General features: G+C 72.9%; 16 protein-coding genes and 1 pseudogene. 3 read left to right on the top strand and 14 right to left on the bottom strand.

All coding sequences use genetic code 11. The features are described 5' to 3' along the window. Positions 1–261 precede the first annotated feature (261 nt). A pseudogene (locus ACLJPL_RS31945) lies at positions 262–427 on the top strand (3-hydroxyacyl-CoA dehydrogenase family protein); the annotation flags it as partial. Positions 428–509: 82 nt separating this feature from the next. On the opposite strand, the gene ACLJPL_RS31950 reads toward ACLJPL_RS31945, so the two are convergent. The 9 genes from ACLJPL_RS31950 to infC form a co-directional block, all read right to left on the bottom strand. Then, on the bottom strand, positions 510–1,040 hold the full coding sequence (locus ACLJPL_RS31950) for an NUDIX hydrolase (protein ID WP_411084497.1): 531 nt from the start codon (positions 1,038–1,040) through the stop codon (positions 510–512). A gap of 88 nt (positions 1,041–1,128) precedes the next feature. After that, positions 1,129–2,478, bottom strand: a complete 1,350-nt coding sequence (locus ACLJPL_RS31955) for a transcriptional regulator (RefSeq protein WP_411084451.1) — start codon at positions 2,476–2,478, stop codon at positions 1,129–1,131. Positions 2,479–2,890: 412 nt separating this feature from the next. Then, entirely contained in the window at positions 2,891–5,404 is a 2,514-nt protein-coding gene (gene pheT, locus ACLJPL_RS31960; RefSeq protein WP_411084452.1) for a phenylalanine--tRNA ligase subunit beta, read from the bottom strand. Then, positions 5,404–6,543 carry a phenylalanine--tRNA ligase subunit alpha gene (gene pheS / locus ACLJPL_RS31965; protein WP_411084453.1) on the bottom strand — a complete coding sequence of 380 codons (1,140 nt, stop codon included), beginning with the start codon at positions 6,541–6,543 and terminating at the stop codon, positions 5,404–5,406. The genes pheT and pheS overlap by 1 nt, the downstream gene beginning before the upstream one ends. 168 nt (positions 6,544–6,711) lie before the next feature. Next, the gene (locus ACLJPL_RS31970; RefSeq protein ID WP_411084454.1) at positions 6,712–7,866 is read right to left on the bottom strand and encodes an ATP-binding protein; all 1,155 of its coding nucleotides are present in this window, start codon (positions 7,864–7,866) and stop codon (positions 6,712–6,714) included. Between the two features lie 172 nt (positions 7,867–8,038). Continuing rightward, the gene (locus ACLJPL_RS31975; RefSeq protein ID WP_411084455.1) at positions 8,039–8,884 is read right to left on the bottom strand and encodes a TrmH family RNA methyltransferase; all 846 of its coding nucleotides are present in this window, start codon (positions 8,882–8,884) and stop codon (positions 8,039–8,041) included. Positions 8,885–8,998: 114 nt separating this feature from the next. After that, positions 8,999–9,382 (bottom strand): 50S ribosomal protein L20, encoded by a 384-nt coding sequence (rplT, locus tag ACLJPL_RS31980; protein ID WP_003970214.1) that lies wholly within the window; start codon positions 9,380–9,382, stop codon positions 8,999–9,001. Between the two features lie 107 nt (positions 9,383–9,489). Next, a complete protein-coding gene (rpmI, locus tag ACLJPL_RS31985) occupies positions 9,490–9,684 on the bottom strand; it encodes a 50S ribosomal protein L35 (protein WP_003970213.1) in 195 nt (64 codons plus the stop codon). A 121-nt stretch (positions 9,685–9,805) separates the two neighbouring features. Further along, positions 9,806–10,465, bottom strand: a complete 660-nt coding sequence (gene infC, locus ACLJPL_RS31990) for a translation initiation factor IF-3 (RefSeq protein ID WP_411084498.1) — start codon at positions 10,463–10,465, stop codon at positions 9,806–9,808. Between the two features lie 387 nt (positions 10,466–10,852). Between infC and ACLJPL_RS31995 the strand changes: the two genes are divergently transcribed. Beyond that, the gene (locus tag ACLJPL_RS31995) at positions 10,853–11,215 is read left to right on the top strand and encodes a DUF1844 domain-containing protein (RefSeq protein WP_411084456.1); all 363 of its coding nucleotides are present in this window, start codon (positions 10,853–10,855) and stop codon (positions 11,213–11,215) included. 75 nt (positions 11,216–11,290) lie between these two features. Here ACLJPL_RS31995 and ACLJPL_RS32000 read toward each other — a convergent pair whose 3' ends face one another. The 3 genes from ACLJPL_RS32000 to ACLJPL_RS32010 form a co-directional block, all read right to left on the bottom strand. After that, entirely contained in the window at positions 11,291–11,998 is a 708-nt protein-coding gene (locus ACLJPL_RS32000) for an MIP family channel protein (protein WP_411084457.1), read from the bottom strand. 103 nt (positions 11,999–12,101) lie between these two features. Beyond that, the gene (locus tag ACLJPL_RS32005; RefSeq protein WP_411084458.1) at positions 12,102–12,878 is read right to left on the bottom strand and encodes an SseB family protein; all 777 of its coding nucleotides are present in this window, start codon (positions 12,876–12,878) and stop codon (positions 12,102–12,104) included. A 49-nt stretch (positions 12,879–12,927) separates the two neighbouring features. Beyond that, complete coding sequence (locus ACLJPL_RS32010; protein WP_411084459.1) at positions 12,928–13,533, bottom strand: TetR/AcrR family transcriptional regulator; 606 nt, start codon at positions 13,531–13,533, stop codon at positions 12,928–12,930. Positions 13,534–13,599: 66 nt separating this feature from the next. On the opposite strand from ACLJPL_RS32010, the gene ACLJPL_RS32015 reads away from it, so the two are divergent. Beyond that, positions 13,600–14,628, top strand: a complete 1,029-nt coding sequence (locus tag ACLJPL_RS32015) for a DMT family transporter (RefSeq protein WP_411084460.1) — start codon at positions 13,600–13,602, stop codon at positions 14,626–14,628. Here ACLJPL_RS32015 and mycP read toward each other — a convergent pair. Then, on the bottom strand, positions 14,531–15,712 hold the full coding sequence (gene mycP / locus ACLJPL_RS32020) for a type VII secretion-associated serine protease mycosin (protein ID WP_411084461.1): 1,182 nt from the start codon (positions 15,710–15,712) through the stop codon (positions 14,531–14,533). The two genes, ACLJPL_RS32015 and mycP, sit on opposite strands and share 98 nt — an antisense overlap. Beyond that, complete coding sequence (locus tag ACLJPL_RS32025; RefSeq protein ID WP_411084462.1) at positions 15,709–16,440, bottom strand: hypothetical protein; 732 nt, start codon at positions 16,438–16,440, stop codon at positions 15,709–15,711. The genes mycP and ACLJPL_RS32025 overlap by 4 nt, the downstream gene beginning before the upstream one ends. Positions 16,441–16,690 lie beyond the last annotated feature (250 nt).

Consider the following 16,690-nt stretch of genomic DNA (forward strand, 5'->3'; position numbering starts at 1 on the left):
AAGAGGACTTCGACTACGGGGCGGGCGGAGGTGGTCCACGTACGGCGCCAGCTCCTCTGGGACGGGGAAGGGAGGCCGTACTTTGCCTCCCCAAGGGCCGAAAGACCCGTGATGTTCCCCCCTGGCGCAAGCAAGCGCGGGCCGGCCGCGATGGACACATGGCTCGTGCGACGCAGGATCGAAAGTCCCCCGAGAAGTCCCCGGCACCGCCAAAGCCGCCGCGCAACCGACGAAACCTCAGGTCACAGGGCTACGCGCAACGCGGCCCCGTTGTACGCCGAGTACAAGGAGCCGCTGTACGCCGCTCCCCGCCGCTCCCCCGCTGCTCCCCCGCTGCTCCCCCGCTGCTCCCCCGCTGCTCCAGCGCATGGTCGACGCGGGCCGCCTCGGCCGCAAGACGGGCTCGGGCTTCTACCCGTACGGCTGACCGCCCCTCGGTGGAGCCGGTCCCGGAGACACCGGGACCGGCTCCTCTCGCGTACGAGGACTCCTCGTGCCTACGAGCGCCCTCAGCCCAGCCGCAGGTGGTGCAGCATCAGCAGTGCGGCCGCCATGTTCGCCCCGGGCACCTCTCCCCGGGCGATCATGTCCGGGACCAGCTTCAGCGGCACCCACTCACGGCGTGAGGACTCGAAGGCGTCCTGCGGCGGGCCGGTGTAGTGCGCCTCCTGGGCCCAGTAGAGGTGGTGGCGGGCGTCGGTGAGGCCGTTGGCCGGTTCCACGGTGAGCAGCGGGCGCAGGGGGCCGGGGCGCCAGCCGGTCTCCTCCTCCATCTCGCGGGCCGCCGCCACAGCGATGTCCTCGCCGTCCTCGACGACCCCCGCCGCCAGCTCCCACCCCCAGCTGTCGGTGATGAACCGGTGCCGCCACAGCAGCAGCACCTCATCCGCCTCGTTGACGACGGTGGCCGCGGCGACGGGCCGCAGCCGGATGACGAAGTGGTCCAGGTGGCTGCCGTCAGGGAGCTCGACATCCGCCAGGTTCACCCGGAACCAACGGTTCTGGTACACATTCTGTTCGCTTAAGTTCGTCCACTGCACGTTTCTGCCGCCTTTCGACATGTTGGTGGGCAACATGCCAGCAGGGTCGGCCCGGGAGCGGAACGAACGGCGGGTGCACCGGCGGAGCTCACAGAGGCACGCGGAGCGCCCCGTCGATCAGCCCGGCCGTCTGTACGGCGTCGGCGCAGCCGCTCTCCGCCAGCTCCGCCCGCACCTGGCGCAGCCGGTCGCGCAGCCGCTGGGACTCCATCCCCCGGGCCCGCTCGGCCATTTCGGCTGCTGTACCGGCCGCCCGGTCCGCCTCGCCCTGGAGCAGCTCGATATGGCTGAGCATCGCGAGGCGGTGCACGCGCCCCCGGTCGTGCGCCGGGGCGCGCACCGCCGAGTCCGCGTGCTCCCGTGCTGCGGGCAGATCCCCGAGACTGAGCAGCGCCTCCGCCACCTGGACGTCGACCAGGCCCGGCTGGACGTACCCGGTCTCGTCCGGCTCCGGCCCGGTGTGGGTGCGGCCCGCCTGCGCCTGCGCCCGCCGGATGCAGGCGCGAGCGCTCGCCGCGTCGCCGAGGTGGGCGTACGCCTTGGCCTGCATGGCGTGCAGATCGGCGGCGAGCGCCGGGGTCACACAGTCCCCGGCGGCCCGCAGCGCGGCCTCCGCGAAGGCGATGGACCGGCGGTGGTCGCCGAGGAAGAGGGACTGGGTGACCAGCAGGGCGATCACATAGCCGCCGAGCGCCCGGTCGCCGCTGGACTTGGCGAGCCGCAGCGCCTGGTGGAAGTAGCGCTGGGCGAGGCCATGGGCGTCGGAGTCGTACGCGCAGATGCCGGCCACCGCCACCAGCGCGGCCGTCGCCCGGTGCAGGCGACGGCCGAGCGCGTCGCTGTGGCCGCCGCGCAGCAGGGGCGCCGCCTCGGCGTTGAGGAAGCGCACGATCCGGGGTCTGGTCGCGATGCCGCCCGCCTTGCGGTACATCTGCTCGTAGTGGTCGCGGGCGGCCCGCAGGGTCTCTATGTCGGCCATGCTGACGCGGCCGGGCCCCGGGCGGGAGACGTCGGTGTCCTCCGGCGGGTTCTCCCACTCCCAGACCGGCATCACCGCCGTGGTCCCGGTGACGGCGGGCGCGGTGGCCAGGTGGGGACGCCGCTGTTCGTCCGAGCGCCACAGCGCGGTGGCCCGCTCGACGAAGCCGGAGAGGGAGGCGCTGTGCGGGGCCGTCCCGGTGTCGTGGCCGCCGGCGAGGCCCATCCCGATGTCGTCGAGCCCCACCGGGCGCGCCAGCCGGCCGCCCAGCACCTCGCAGATCAGGTCCGGCACCTGCCCGCGCGGGCGCTGGCCCTTCAGCCAGCGGGAGACCGCCGTGTGTTCGTACCGCAGGCTCAGGCCCCGGGCCCGGCCCGCCTGATTGACGTGACCGGCGAGCCCCGCCCGGGACATCCCGGCTTCGTCGATCAGGGATTCGAGCAGGACATTCGGCTCCATCGTCCCCCCAGTGCGTGTCGCGAAGAGCCTAGTCGAGCACGTTTCACACGGGGTGTGAACGGAATGCCCGAACCCTCCGGCTGTGCACCCTGCCGCGCGGCGGCGGGACTCGGTTGAATGAGCTCCTCGCAAGAGGCGGGCGGGTCGTCGGCTCCCCCTCGTAACGGTTGACGACCCGCACCCGCGTCCGTCCGCACCGCCGGCCTGCCCGACACTCCGTGGCCGTGCGGACGGCGCAGGACCGCACGACCCACTGCCTGACGACGAAGGAGGGTGGCTGCGGGTCGGGGGCCGGAACCGCGCTTCCTCCCGGTTCCGTTTCCCGGTCCGCGTGCGGTCCCGCCGCCCGGCGGGACGGAGAAGGGGCGTATCCGGTGGCCGGATACGCCCCTTCTCAACGCCCTGAGGACCGCTACGCCCCCCGCAGCACCGCGCCCGTGCGCTCGGCGGCCAGGGCCACCGCGCTGTCGCGGGCGGCCGACGCCTCCTCGACGGTCAGCGTGCGGTCGGCGGCGCGGAAGCGCAGCGCGTACGCCAGGGACTTGTTGCCCCCGCCGATCTGCTCGCCGGTGAAGACGTCGAACAGCCGCAGCGATTCGAGGAGTTCACCCGCGCCCTCGCGCAGCGCCCGCTCCACGTCGGCGGCCGGGACATCCCCGGCGACGACGAGCGCGACGTCCTGGGTCGCCACCGGGAAGGTGGAGATCCGGGGGGCCTGGAGCGCTCCGTCGACGGCCTGTTCCAGGACGTCGAGCTCGACCTCGGCGGCGCAGGTCCGCTCGGGCAGGTGGAGCGCCTTGGTGACGCGCGGGTGGAGTTCGCCCGCGTGTCCGAAGAGGGTCTCCGCGCCGTTCACGGTGACGTACAGCGCGGCGCAGCGGCCCGGGTGCCAGGGGGCGTGCTGGTCGGCGCGGACGGTGACCTCGACGCCGGCCTCGGCGGCGATGGACCGGGCCGCCTCGACGGCGTCCGCCCAGGTCGCCGGGGTGCCCTTGCCCCACCAGCCGGCCTGCTCGCGGGCGCCCGCGAGGACGACGGCGGCGCGGCGCGGCTGACGCGGCAGGGCCGCGTCCAGACCGGCGATCTCCTCGTCGGTGGGCCGGCGGTCGACGGGCAGCCGGAGGGCGGGCGTCTCCTGGCCGGTCGGCCTGAAGACAAGACCGGTCTCGAAAAGCGCCAGGTCGTGGCTGCCCCGGCCGTCGTTGCGCCGCAGTGCTCCGAGGAGGCCCGGCAGCAGCGTGGTGCGCAGCGACGGCTCCTCGTCGGAGATCGGGTTGACGAGCTTCACCGTGCGGCGGCGCGCGTCGTCCGCCTCCAGGCCGAGCTGGTCCAGGACCGCGTCCCCGATGAACGGGTAGCTCAGCGCCTCGACGTATCCGGCTCCGGCCAGCACCCGGCCGATGCGGCGGTGCAGCCGCTGGCGGTCGGTGAGACCGCGCCCGGAGGGGGGCGTCGGCAGGGTGGAGGGCAGGTTCTCGTAGCCCTCGAGCCGGATGACCTCTTCGGCCAGGTCGTTCGGCTCGCTCAGGTCGGGCCGCCAGGACGGGGCGGTGACGATCAGCTCGTCCTGCCCGTAGACGTCGCAGCCGACCTCCTGGAGGCGGCGGACGACGGTCTCGCGGCCGTACGCCACACCGGCCACCTTGTCCGGGTGGTTCGCCGGCATCGCGATGGTGCGCGGGGCGTGGGGCGAGGTGATCTCGGTGACCCCGGCCTCGGCGGTGCCGCCCGCGAGGAGGACCAGCAGGTCCACCGTGCGCTGCGCGGCAGCGGCGGCGGCCTGCGGGTCGACGCCGCGCTCGAAGCGCTTGGACGCCTCGGAGGACAGCTTGTGGCGGCGGGCGGTGCGGGCGATCGAGATCGCGTCGAAGTGCGCGGCCTCGATGACGACCTCGGTGGTGAGGGCGCTGTCGCCGTCCGCGTCGGCGATCTCGGTGTTCGCGCCGCCCATGACGCCCGCGAGGCCGATCGGCCCGCGGTTGTCGGTGATGACCAGGTCCTCGGCGTCCAGCACGCGCACGGCGCCGTCCAGCGTGGTGAGCTTCTCGCCCTGCGTGGCGCGGCGCACGCCGATGGGGCCCTCGACCCGGGTGCGGTCGTAGGCGTGCAGCGGCTGGCCGAGCTCCAGCATCACGTAGTTGGTGACGTCGACGGCCAGCGAGATCGGCCGCATCCCGGCCTTCTGGAGCCGGCGCTGCATCCAGATCGGGGAGCGGGCCTCGGGCTGGAGACCGGTGACGATCCGCGCGGTGAAGCGGTCGCAACCGATCGGGTCGGAGATCTGGACCGGGTAGCCGTACGCGTTCGGCGCGGGCACGTCCAGCAGCGCCGGGTCGCGCAGCGGCAGCCCGTAGGCGGTCGCGGTCTCGCGGGCGACACCGCGCATGGAGAGGCAGTAGCCCCGGTCCGGGGTGACGGCGATGTCGAGGACCTCGTCGACGAGCTGGAGCAGCTCGATCGCGTCGGCGCCGACCTCGTGCTCGGGCGGCAGCACGATAATGCCGTGCGTGCCGTCGTCGCCCATGCCGAGCTCGTCGGTGGAGCAGATCATGCCGTGGGAGGTCTTGCCGTACGTCTTGCGGGCGGCGATCGCGAAGTCGCCGGGCAGGACCGCGCCCGGGAGGACCACGACGACCTTGTCGCCGACCGAGAAGTTACGGGCGCCGCAGACGATCTCCTGCGGTTCGCCGGTGCCGTTGGCGGAGCCGACGTCGACCGTGCAGAAGCGGATGGGCTTCTTGAACCCCTCCAGCTCCTCGATGGTCAGGACCTGTCCGACGACCAGGGGGCCCTTGAGGCCCGCGCCGATCTGCTCGACGGTCTCGACCTCGAGGCCCACCGAGACCAGCTTGGCCTGTACGTCACGGCCGGTCTCCGTCGCCGGCAGGTCGACGTACTCCCGCAGCCAGGAAAGCGGGACGCGCATCAGATCTCCATCCCGAACGGCCGGGTGAACCGGACGTCGCCCTCGACCATGTCTCGCATGTCCTCGACGTTGTGGCGGAACATCAGCATCCGCTCGATGCCGAACCCGAAGGCGAATCCGCTGTACTTCTGGGGGTCGACACCGCAGGCGGTGAGCACCTTGGGGTTGACCATGCCGCAGCCGCCGAGCTCGATCCAGCCCTCGCTGCCGCAGGTGCGGCAGGGGCGGTCCGGGTTGCCCACGGACTCGCCGCGGCACACGTAGCACACCATGTCCATCTCGGCGGACGGCTCGGTGAACGGGAAGAAGTTCGGCCGCAGCCGGGTCTTCATGTCCGGTCCGAAGAGCGCCTGGACCATGTGGTCCAGGGTGCCCTTGAGGTCGGCCATGGTGAGGCCCTCGTCGACGGCGAGCAGCTCGATCTGGTGGAAGACCGGGGTGTGCGTGGCGTCGAGCTCGTCGGTGCGGTAGACCCGGCCGGGGCAGACCACGTAGACGGGGGGCTTGCGCTCCAGGAGCGTGCGGGCCTGGACCGGGGAGGTGTGCGTACGCAGCACGACGCCGGACTCGTCGCCCTCGGTCGCCTTCCCCTCGGGCGTTGTGCCCCGGACGAAGAAGGTGTCCTGCATCTGGCGGGCCGGGTGGTCGGGCACGAAGTTCAGGGCGTCGAAGTTGAACCACTCCGCCTCGACCTCGGGTCCCTCGGCGATCTCGTAGCCCATGGCCACGAAGACGTCCGCGACGCGCTCCATGATGGTCGTCAGCGGGTGGCGGGCGCCGGCCGGGGTGCGGTCGTAGGGCAGTGTGACGTCCACGGCCTCCTCGACGAGCACCCGGGCGTCGCGCTCGGCCTCCAGCTCGGCCTGCCGGGCGGCCAGCGCCTTGGAGACGGCGCCGCGGGCCTGGCCCACGCGCTTGCCCGCCTCGGCCTTGGCCTGCGGGGGCAGGGCGCCGATCTCGCGGTTGGCGAGCGACAGGGGCGAGGTTCCTCCGGTGTGCGCGGTCTTCGCCTGAGCGAGCGCGTCGAGGTCGCCGGCGGCGGCGAAGGCGGCGAACGCCTCGTCCCGCAGACGCTCGATCTCTTCCGGTTTCAGTGCCTCGACCTCGACTGGGTCGTACGACTTGTTCGGTGCCGACATCTCTTCCCGTGCTTCCGATTGGCTGGTGGCGCGACCCGGCTGGAGACCGCTGGACGCAAAGGCGCCAAAGGTCGAGTCTACGGGCCGCAGGACGGTCGGGGGGCCCGCGGGCTGCTCAGCCCTCCCGTCGCCCACCACCACCCTGTCTGATGTGCTGCGCAAACCCCTCTACTTCAGATAGGCGGGCGTGCTCACGGGCAGAATAAATCGGAACTCGGCCCCGCCCCCGGGCCCCCTGCCGACGGTGATCGCGCCGCCGTGCGCCTCGACGATGCCCTTGACGATGTAGAGGCCGAGGCCCGTGCCGCCGCGTTTGCTCCCCCGCCAGAAGCGGGTGAAGACACGGCTCATCGACTCCTCGGGGATGCCGGGGCCCTCGTCGCTCACGGTGACAGCCGTTCCCATCTCGTCGTCGGTCCCCGGCGCGGGTGCGGGGGCGATGTCAATGGTGACGGTTCCCTCGCCGTGGCGCACCGCGTTTTCCAGGAGGTTCCCGAGGACCTGGTCGACCTTGTCGGGGTCGGCCCACAGGTCGGGCAGCGGTCCCCGGGTGCGGACGAGGAAGCGCTCGGGGGCCTGGCCGCCGGTGATGAGGGCCTGGATGTGCCGTGCCACGGCGGCGGAGACGTCGACGGGCTGGCGGCGCAGCTCCAGCCGGCCGGAGTCGATCCGGGAGATGTCCAGCAGTTCGGCGATGAGCCGGGTGACCCGTCCGGCGTCGGCGTCGACGGTCTCCAGCATCAGCCGCTTCTGGTCGTCGGTGAACCGCTCCCACTTGGCGAGCAGGGTGGCGGTGAACCCTTTCACCGAAGTCAGCGGGGAGCGCAGTTCGTGGGCGACGGTGGCGATCAGCTCGGCGTGGCTGCGTTCGGTACGCCGGCGGGCCTCGGTGCCGCGCAGCGAGACGACGACCCGGCGCACCGGCCCGGTCGGATGCTCGCGTACGTAACGGGCGGAGACCAGCACCTCGCGGCCGCCGGGCAGCAGCAGATTGCGCTCCGGCTGTCCGCCCCGGGTGGCGAGCCCGCCGTACGGGTCGGTCAGCGCCCACCACCGCTTGCCCTTGAGGTCCTCCAGCGGGAGGGCCACGTCCAGGGGGCGGCCGATCGCGTCGGCGCGGGGGGTGGCGGTGATGCGGGCGGCGGCGGCGTTGAAACAGATGACGCGGCCGCGCTCGTCGGCGACGACGAGCCCGTCCGGCAGGTCGTCGGGGTCGATGCCCGCGCCGGCGCCGATGGCGTCCGGTCCGGCGTCGCTCCCCCCGCGGTCGCCGTCGTCGGCGGCGGTGTGCGCCGGACGCGGCGAGCTCATGCCGACAGCCATATTCCCGTATCCCCACCTCTCGAACCGGTGCAGTGGGCCCCCGAGTTCGTCACCCTACTAGCCGCCGGCGAGGCGGCGACACCCTGTGGGGGCGCACGGTGGGAGTGCGCCGGGGGCGGCCGTACCGGAATGGCCGGGACCGTTCGGTGACGGGCCGTCGCACGGCGCTTCGTTACGCGTCGGGGGCGCGCCGGGACCGCTGTGCGCGGGCGGAGGCGTAGAGGCAGACGGCGGCGGCGGTGGCCAGGTTCAGGCTCTCCGCCCTGCCGTGGATGGGGACCCGGACGACGGCGTCGGCGAGCGCCCGGGTCTCCTCCGGCAGCCCCCACGCCTCGTTGCCGAAGACCCAGGCGGTGGGGCCGCCCATGGTGCCCGCGTCCAGCTCGTCGTCCAGGTCGTCGTCCCCGGCCCCGTCAGCGGCGAGGATGCGCACCCCGGCGTCCCGGAGCCCCTGCACGGCCTGCTCGACGGGCACGCCCACGGCGACGGGCAGGTGGAAGAGCGAACCGACCGACGCCCGTACGGACTTGGGGTTGTACAGGTCCACCGACGCATCGGTCAGCACCACCGCGTCGGCCCCGGCGGCGTCCGCGCAGCGCAGTACCGTACCGGCGTTCCCGGGGTCGCGGACGTTGGCCAGAACGGCCACCAGGGCGGGCTTGGCGGCCAGGATCTCCTGGAACGGGGAGTCCAGGAACCGGCAGACGCCGATCAGGCCCTGCGGGGTGACGGTCTGCGAGACGTCGGCGAGGACGTCGTCGCCGGCCAGGTGGACCCGGGCCCCCGCCGCGTGGGCGGCGTCGACGATGTCGGCGTACCGGTCGGCGGCCTCGGGGGTGGCGAACAGCTCGATGAGCGTCGGCTCGCCGTCGCCGCCCCGGTGGGCGGCGGCCTCGCGTACGGCCTGGGGCCCCTCGGCGATGAACCTGCGCTCCTTGCCGCGGAAGTTGCGGCGGGCCAGCCGGCGGGCGGCGGCGACGCGCGGGGAGCGCGGGGAGATCAGTTCGGGGGTGCCCATGGTCGGCGGCGAGCCTCTCTGCGTACGGAGTGGGGGTCAGGGGTCAACGCACCGGACCCGCAGACGGCGTGCGCCTGCGGGTCCGGTTCACATACCTGGAAGGTGATGCCTTGATCAGGCGGCCTTCGGGGCGTTGACGTCGCTCGGGAGGGCCTTCTGGGCGACCTCGACGAGAGCGGCGAACGCGTTGGCGTCGTTGACCGCGAGCTCGGCCAGGATCTTGCGGTCCACCTCGATGTTGGCGGCCTTCAGACCCTGGATGAGGCGGTTGTACGTCATGCCGTTCTGGCGGGCAGCGGCGTTGATGCGCTGGATCCACAGCTGACGGAAGTCGCCCTTGCGCTTCTTGCGGTCGTTGTAGTTGTAGACCAGGGAGTGGGTGACCTGCTCCTTGGCCTTGCGGTACAGGCGCGAGCGCTGACCGCGGTAGCCGCTGGCGGCCTCGAGGATCGCCCGGCGCTTCTTGTGGGCGTTGACTGCCCGCTTGACGCGTGCCACTTGTTAACTCCTTGTAGCGGGGCCGTGGGTGTCCTCACACGGCCCGGAAACGAATTGGTCCCGGTGTGATCGAGGTCGTGCCTCCGGCGTGAGCCGGAGGCCGAGCCTCACTTGCCGAGAAGCTTCTTGATCTTCTTGGCGTCGGCCGGAGCCACGACGACCGTGCCGGTCAGCGAGCGGGTCTTCTTGGACGACTTGTGCTCGAGCAGGTGGCGCTTGCCGGCCCTCTCGCGGAGCACCTTGCCGGAGCCGGTGATCTTGAAGCGCTTGCTGGCACCGCTGTGCGTCTTGTTCTTCGGCATCGCGCCGTTCTCTCCTCGTCAGTGGCGCCCCTCACGGTGCGGGGCACCGGACTGCAGGGGCGTCAGATCTCTATGGGATTCCGGGTGGACCCGGGGGCGCCTGGATGGCGGCCCCCGAAGGTCACGACTCGGAAGGTGTCTCGGCCGGAGCCTCGGCCGCCGCGGCCGGAGCCTCAGCGGTCTCGCCCTCGGACGGTGCGTCGGTCGTGCCCTGACGCTCCGCCTTGCGGGCGGCCTGGGCCTCACGGGCCTCGGCCATGGCTTCGGTCTTCTTCTTGTGCGGGCCCAGAACCATGATCATGTTCCGGCCGTCCTGCTTCGGGTTGGACTCGATGAAGCCCAGGTCCTCCACGTCCGAAGCCAGACGCTGGAGCAGTCGGAAGCCCAGCTCCGGGCGGGACTGCTCACGACCACGGAACATGATCGTGATCTTGACCTTGTCGCCCTGCTTGAGGAACCGGACGACGTGACCCTTCTTGGTGTCATAGTCGTGCGGGTCGATCTTCGGCCGGAGCTTCATCTCCTTGATGACCGTGTGCGCCTGGTTCTTGCGCGCCTCACGGGCCTTCATGGCCGACTCGTACTTGAACTTCCCGTAGTCCATGAGCTTGCACACGGGCGGACGGGCTGTCGCCGCCACCTCGACCAGGTCGAGGTCATACTCCTGTGCGAGTTCCAGGGCCTTGGCAAGCGGAACAATCCCGACCTGCTCACCGCTGGGACCGACAAGTCGGACCTCGGGAACGCGAATCCGGTCGTTGATGCGGGGCTCGGCGCTGATGGATCCTCCTCGGTAGCACCACGCGACCGCCTGGCGGACAGCCGCGTTACGTGTGTGACGTCAAGACCAACCGAGCCGGAAGCGCAAAAATGCCCCGGACGGGACACAGGCGGGGCTCCATGAACTACCGGAGCACCGCCGCGGTCAACCGCGGGGCGCATCGGACGGCTCCATCGTCCGTACGGAACGATGGGGGCCGTCTGACCGGTGACCCGCCGTCCGGTGGGGACGGCCAGGTGGGAGATCGGAGCCTCCACTTGTGGGCCGGGCACATAGGTGTCCGGCCGGTCGTTACACAAGGTTAGCAGCCTGCTCGCGGGGGCGCCAATCCTCCGTCTCCCGGCTCCCGCCGACCGGACACGCGCGGCCGGGCCTTATCGTGTGGGCATGAGCGACACGCCCCCCAGCAGTGACAACCCCGGCTTCGACGACATGGCCCGCGACATCGCGGAGGTCCCCGCCGTCGAGGTGATCGTGACGGTCGCCGTCAACCTGATGAGCGCCGCCGCGGTGAAGCTCGGCCTGACCGAGGAGGGCGAGGCGCACAAGGACCTGGACGAGGCCCGCAAGCTGGTCCACGCCCTGGCCGGACTGCTGGACGCGAGCACCACGGAGATCAGCACCTTCCACGCCTCCCCGCTGCGCGACGGCCTGAAGTCGCTCCAGCTCGCCTTCCGCGAGGCGTCGCTCGTGCCGGACGAGCCCGGTCAGGGCCCCGGCGAGAAGTACACCGGCCCGGTCTACGGCTAGAGACGCCCCCGTATCTCCCCTGTACGCATACGTGAGCCCGCCACCCCTCGAAGGGGCGGCGGGCTCACGTGTTCCTCAGGCAGGCTCCTCGGCCGGCTGCACGTTGGGGTACGGGTGGGTCAGCTTGTGCGCGTACGCGGCGAGCACGCCGCCCACCAGCGGGGCCAGGAGGAACAGCCAGAGCTGGGAGAGGGCCGGGCCGCCGGCGAAGAGGGCCGGGCCCAGGCTGCGGGCGGGGTTGACCGAGGTGCCGGTCAGCGGGATGCCCACCAGGTGGATCGCGGCGAGGGCCAGGCCGATGGGCAGCCCGTCGAAGCCGACGACGGCGACCTTGTGGGTCACCGCGAGGACCACGTAGACGAGCAGGAACGTGAGGACCACCTCGGCGAGGAACGCGCCGCCGATGTTGATGCCCACGGCCGAGCGGTCGCCGTAGCCGTTGGAGCCGAACTCGCCGCTCGTCTCGAGGCCGGGGATCTGCTTGGCCAGCAGGAAGAGCAGGGCCGCGCCGACGATCGCGCCGAGCAGCTGGGCCACCCAGCGTTCGACGGCGCTGCGGAGGTCGATCCGGCGGGCCATGTACATCCCGAGCGTCACCGCCGGGTTCACATGGCAGCCGGAGATCGGTCCCAGCGCGTAGGCCAGCGCGAGGAGGGTGAAACCGAAGGTCAGGGCGATGCCCACGGTGCCGAGGTACTCGACCGCGACGACCGCGGAACCCACGGCGAAGAACACCAGCAGCAGCGTGCCGAGAAACTCGGACGCCACGATCCGCCTCTCCATACAACCACCTCGCGAGCTAGCCGGTTCATCGGATTCATCCGAATTCCCGACAATTCTCACGGTGCGCACGGTAATGCGCATGCTGAGCCGAACGGTCGGCTGATCAGCGGGTGAAGAGGGGCTCTCCGGGCGCGGCGGCTCCGGCGGGGAGCAGCGCCAGGTCCAGTCCGCCCACCAGCCGGGCCCGCAGCACTTCGCTGCCGGCCAGCGCCGAGGCGATCCGGCGGGCCGCTTCGGCGGGGACCGCGTCCGGGGCGAGAACGAGGGCGAGGGTGCCGTCCGCGCTTCCCGGGCCGAGGTGGGCGCGGAGCACGGCGGGTTCGGCGGCGACGGCTTCCCGTACGGCGTCGATCACCGCCGGGTCCTGGAGCGGGTCGGTGCTGGCGCGGTTCTCCGCGAGGGCCAGGAGCGCCTGCCCGGTCAGCTCGAAGGCGACGGGCCCGGCGAGGTCCAGCACCACGGTGTCGGCCTTCTCGTGCGCGGCGGCCTGGAGCGCCTGGTGCAGCGGTACGGCGACGGGGCGCGCCTCGGGGTCCCAGCGGGCCAATGATGCGGTCGAGGTGAAGGCGGGCAGCGCGCGCCGGTCGCCCGCCTGGAGGGTGGGCACGGCCATGTCGCTGGTCTTCTCGCGCCGCAGCCCGCCCCCCCGTCTCCCGCCACCGCCCTTCTGATGAGCGTCGCGCCCCTCTCGACCGTCCTCCTCCACCTCGCCGAGGACGGCGACGACCGGGACCAGGAGCCGGGCGTCGCGGAGCGCCGCGAGGACCGGGCCGATGGCTTCGGGGTCCCGCGACCAGGCGTCGAGCGCGCTGGCCAGGGCAGGAGAGGCCGAGCCGTCGTCGTCGGAGAAACCGGAGTCCGGGATGTTCTTGAGCGCCACGGGACGAGCGTAGTGCCTGGGCGTCGAGGCCCCGGCCTCAGGGCGGGGCTCAGCCGCGGCCGCCCCGCCCGGCCGTCGTCAGGAGTGCGCGCGCCTCTTCGCGGGCGTGAGTGAAGGGGTCGGGCAGGACGTTCAGTCCGTGGGCGACCAGCGCGCCTTCGTGGAGGAGCATGAGCGTCCGGCCGGCGCGGTCGGCGTCATGGGGTGCGACGTCCCCGGCGAGCCGGGTGAAGAGGTCGAGCATCCACCGCTTCTGTCCGGTGATGATCGCGTGGGCCGGGTGGGCGGGGTCGCTGATCTCGGCGTGGGCGTTGACCATGCTGCACCCCTTGGAGCCGTACTCCGACGACCAGGCGCGCGAGGCGTCGAAGACGGCCAGGACCCGCTCCACGGGCTCCGGCGAAGCGGCGTCGAGGCGTTCGGCGAGGAAGGCCCGCCAGCGCTCGTCGCGGTGTGCGAGGTACTCCACGACGATTCGCTCCTTGGAGCCGAACCGGTCGTAGAGCGTCTTCTTGGTCACCCCGGCCTCGGCGGCGATCAGGTCCACCCCGACCGCGTGGATGCCCCGTTCGTAGAAGAGCCTCTCGGCCGCCGCCAGCGCGCGTCGCGCGGCGGGCGTCATGGTGATCCGTCGCGGATTCTCCGTACTGCCCATGGATCTGAGTATACCGATCTGTATAGTGAAGGGTGAGTAGACCGATCTGTTTATCGGAGGTGCGGTGTGAACGTCCTGCTGTCGGCCGCCTTCGTGCTCTGCTGGAGCTCCGGGTTCATCGGGGCCAAGCTCGGCGCGGGCAGCGCGTCCGCCGTCACCATCCTGATGTGGCGCTTCCTCCCGCTGACCGTCGTCCTGATCGTCGTCGCGGCGACCGTCGCCCGGGCGTCGTGGCGGGGCCTCGCGGTACGGGACGTGGCCCGGCAAGCCGTGATCGGCGCGCTGTCGCAGAGCGGCTACCTGCTCACCGTCTACTACGCGATCCAGCTCGGCGTCTCCACCGGCACCACGGCCCTGATCGACGGGGTCCAGCCCCTGGTGGCCGGAGCGCTCGCCGGGCCCCTGCTCCACCGGCACGTCTCGCGCCGGCAGTGGCTCGGCCTGTGCCTGGGAGCGGCCGGCGTCGCCGTCGTCACCCTGGCCGACGCCGGGGCCGGTCCGGGCGTCGCCCGGTGGGCCTACGCGGTGCCGTTCGCCGGGATGCTGTCGCTGGTGGCGGCCACCTTCCTGGAGAGCCGCTCCCGCACCCGGGTAGCACCCTCGGTGTCCCTGACCGTCCACTGCGCCACCAGCACCGCCGTCTTCACGGCGCTCGCCGTGGGTACGGGGAGCGCGCGGCCGCCCGCAGAGACGTCGTTCTGGGTCGCGATCGCCTGGCTCGTGGCGCTGTCCACCTTCGGTGGATACGGGTTGTACTGGCTGATCCTGAGGCGCTCCGGGGTCACCGCGGTCAACACGCTCATGTTCCTCATGGCCCCGGTGACGGCGGTGTGGGGGGCGCTGATGTTCGGCGAGCCGTTCGGCCCGCGCACCGCGCTCGGTCTGGCCCTCGGCCTGGTGGCCGTCGTCGTTGTGCGGCGCGGCGAGCGGCCGTCCGGCGGCGGGCGCGGGCGGCCGTCGCCCGACCGGGGCGGGCACGGGCGGACGGGCGACCCGGTCAGCGGCGGCCCGGGGCGTTCCGGCCGCGCCACAGGACGACGGCCGCTGCCAGCAGGGCCGCGCCGAGACCGCCCGCGAGCGGGGCCGGCCAGTTGACCGGGTCGTCGGCGGCAGGCGGCGGGGTGGGGCCGGGGCCGAAGTACTTCTTCCGGTGGCCCACCGCGGCGGCCTGGGCGTCCACGTCGGCGGGGCGCAGCCGGGAGCCCGCTTCGATGGCCGCCGCCGGGTCCACGAAGCCGTAGCCCCGGGCGTCGTCGCGCCCCTCGGCGGGGGCGTCGCGGGCGGTGTCAGCGAGGAGCTTCTTGATCTGGGCCGGGTCGAGGCCGGGGTGGGCCGCGCGGACCAGGGCGACGGCCCCGGAGACGAAGGCGGCGGCGGCCGACGTTCCCCATTCGATGTAGTAGTGGCCGTCCGGGTTGGCGACGACGACGTCGACGCCGGGCGCGCTGACGGTGGCGTACCAGCGGCGGGTGGAGAACGCGGCGTGGGTGCCGTACTCGTCGACGGCGGCCACCGCGATCACCCCGGGGTAGGCGGCGGGGTAGGAGACGCCGTCCCCCTTCTCGCCGCCGTTGCCCGCCGAGGCGACCACGGGGACGCCCTTGGACAGGGCGTACTGGATGGCGGAGTCCTCGCCCGGGTCCGCGTGAGCGGACTTGCTGTCGTCGCCCAGGGAGAGGTTGATGACGTCGGCCCCGTTGTCGACGGCCCAGCGGATGCCGTCCGCCAGCGCGGCGCCCCGGGTCTTGCGGGCCTTGGCGCGGGCGGGGTCCTTGGACTCCAGGATCACCCGGACGGGCAGGATCTTCGCCTCGGGCGCGATGCCGAGGACGCCGTCGCCGCGCCCCGGGCCGTTGCCGCGTCCCGCGATGATCCCGGCCATCGCGGTGCCGTGCATGGCCCAGGAGGCGTCGCCCCGGGCCGCGCCGAAGCCGACGAGGTCCTTGCCGGGGAGCACCTGGCCCGCCAGGTCGGGGTGGGCGCCGTCGACCCCGGTGTCCAGGACGGCGACGGTGACGCCGCCGCCCCTGGTGGTCTGCCAGGCCCGGTCGGTGTGCAGCGCCGCGAGGGCCCACTGCTGGTCGCGGATGGCGTCCGCGTGGGCGGGGACGGGGGTGAGCGCGAGGACGGCGGCGGCGCAGACCGCGGCGAGGGCGCGGTGGGGTCGTCGTCGGGTCATTCCGGCGGCTCCGTGAGTTCGGTGACGGTCCTGCGCAGCCCTCGCTCCACCCGGTCCGCGACGCCCTTCGCCTCGTGGCCGAGCCCGGCCTGCGCGATGTCCGAGGCGGCCCCCGCCTCCGTCGCCGCCTCGGCGGGCTGCGGCTCGGCGACCGTACGCGCGTCGGCGAAGCCGGAGACGGAGAAGACGACGACCGGCATCTCGGTGAGCGGGCGGACGGTCCAGCTGGCCCGCTGCCGGTCCCCGAACCCCGCTGCCGCGGTGCCCTCGGGCGCGTACGCACGCGGCATCAGGTCCTTGCGCGTGGCGAGGTTCTGCTCGGTGAACCGGGTGCTCAGCGCCTCCATGCCCGCCGCGTCGGCCTCGGTGACGACCAGGCCGACCGTGGTGACGCTGGAGCGGGTCGCGTCGGTGTAGGTGGCGCGCACCATCCGCTCGCAGCCCACGGACCGCAGGGTGGTGCGCAGCAGCGGGTCGAAGCCCTTGGAGCAGTCGCTGTCGGCGGCCACGGCGAGCCTGGTCCAGGTGCGGTCCGTGCCGCCCGGGCCGGCCCCGGAGCCCTTGAGCGTGCGCGGGAAGAGCGTGTCGACGGGGACGCTGTGCCAGACGGTACGGGCGGTGGTGTACGGAGTCCGGGTGGGCTCGGCGGAGGAGTCCGCGGTGAGCCACGCCCCGGTGACCGCCCCGCCGATCAGCCCGAGGCCGAGGACGACGCAGGCGGCGGCCATGGGGGCCCGCCACCGCTGCTGGGGCCGCACCGGCCGCAGCCGGGCGGTGGTCTCGGCCGGCGTCTCGGGGTCGCCGTAGGGGTCCGGGGCCGCTCCCGGGGGCGGCTGGGAGCCGGGGCGCGGGGAGAGGAGGGACGAGGCGTGAGGCCCTGGGGACGGCTGGGGAGACGGTGGAGTCGACCGGGCGGGAGGCGTCGGCGGGAGCGGCGGGGCGGGAGGCGCAGGCGCGGGCGGCGGGGCCACTGAGGCG

The sequence above is a fragment of the Streptomyces sp. cmx-18-6 genome, assembly GCF_046548915.1.
Lineage (GTDB): Bacteria > Actinomycetota > Actinomycetes > Streptomycetales > Streptomycetaceae > Streptomyces.

Coding starts and splice junctions, on each gene's coding strand:
- rpmI (WP_003970213.1), bottom strand. CDS start 9,684: ATGCCGAAGAACAAGACGCACAGCGGTGCCAGCAAGCGCTTCAAGATC.
- ACLJPL_RS31995 (WP_411084456.1), top strand. CDS start 10,853: ATGAGCGACACGCCCCCCAGCAGTGACAACCCCGGCTTCGACGACATG.
- mycP (WP_411084461.1), bottom strand. CDS start 15,712: ATGACCCGACGACGACCCCACCGCGCCCTCGCCGCGGTCTGCGCCGCC.
- ACLJPL_RS32025 (WP_411084462.1), bottom strand. CDS start 16,440: ATGGCCGCCGCCTGCGTCGTCCTCGGCCTCGGGCTGATCGGCGGGGCG.
- ACLJPL_RS31975 (WP_411084455.1), bottom strand. CDS start 8,884: ATGGGCACCCCCGAACTGATCTCCCCGCGCTCCCCGCGCGTCGCCGCC.
- ACLJPL_RS32000 (WP_411084457.1), bottom strand. CDS start 11,998: ATGGAGAGGCGGATCGTGGCGTCCGAGTTTCTCGGCACGCTGCTGCTG.
- ACLJPL_RS32010 (WP_411084459.1), bottom strand. CDS start 13,533: ATGGGCAGTACGGAGAATCCGCGACGGATCACCATGACGCCCGCCGCG.
- ACLJPL_RS31970 (WP_411084454.1), bottom strand. CDS start 7,866: ATGGCTGTCGGCATGAGCTCGCCGCGTCCGGCGCACACCGCCGCCGAC.
- pheS (WP_411084453.1), bottom strand. CDS start 6,543: ATGTCGGCACCGAACAAGTCGTACGACCCAGTCGAGGTCGAGGCACTG.
- ACLJPL_RS31955 (WP_411084451.1), bottom strand. CDS start 2,478: ATGGAGCCGAATGTCCTGCTCGAATCCCTGATCGACGAAGCCGGGATG.
- pheT (WP_411084452.1), bottom strand. CDS start 5,404: ATGCGCGTCCCGCTTTCCTGGCTGCGGGAGTACGTCGACCTGCCGGCG.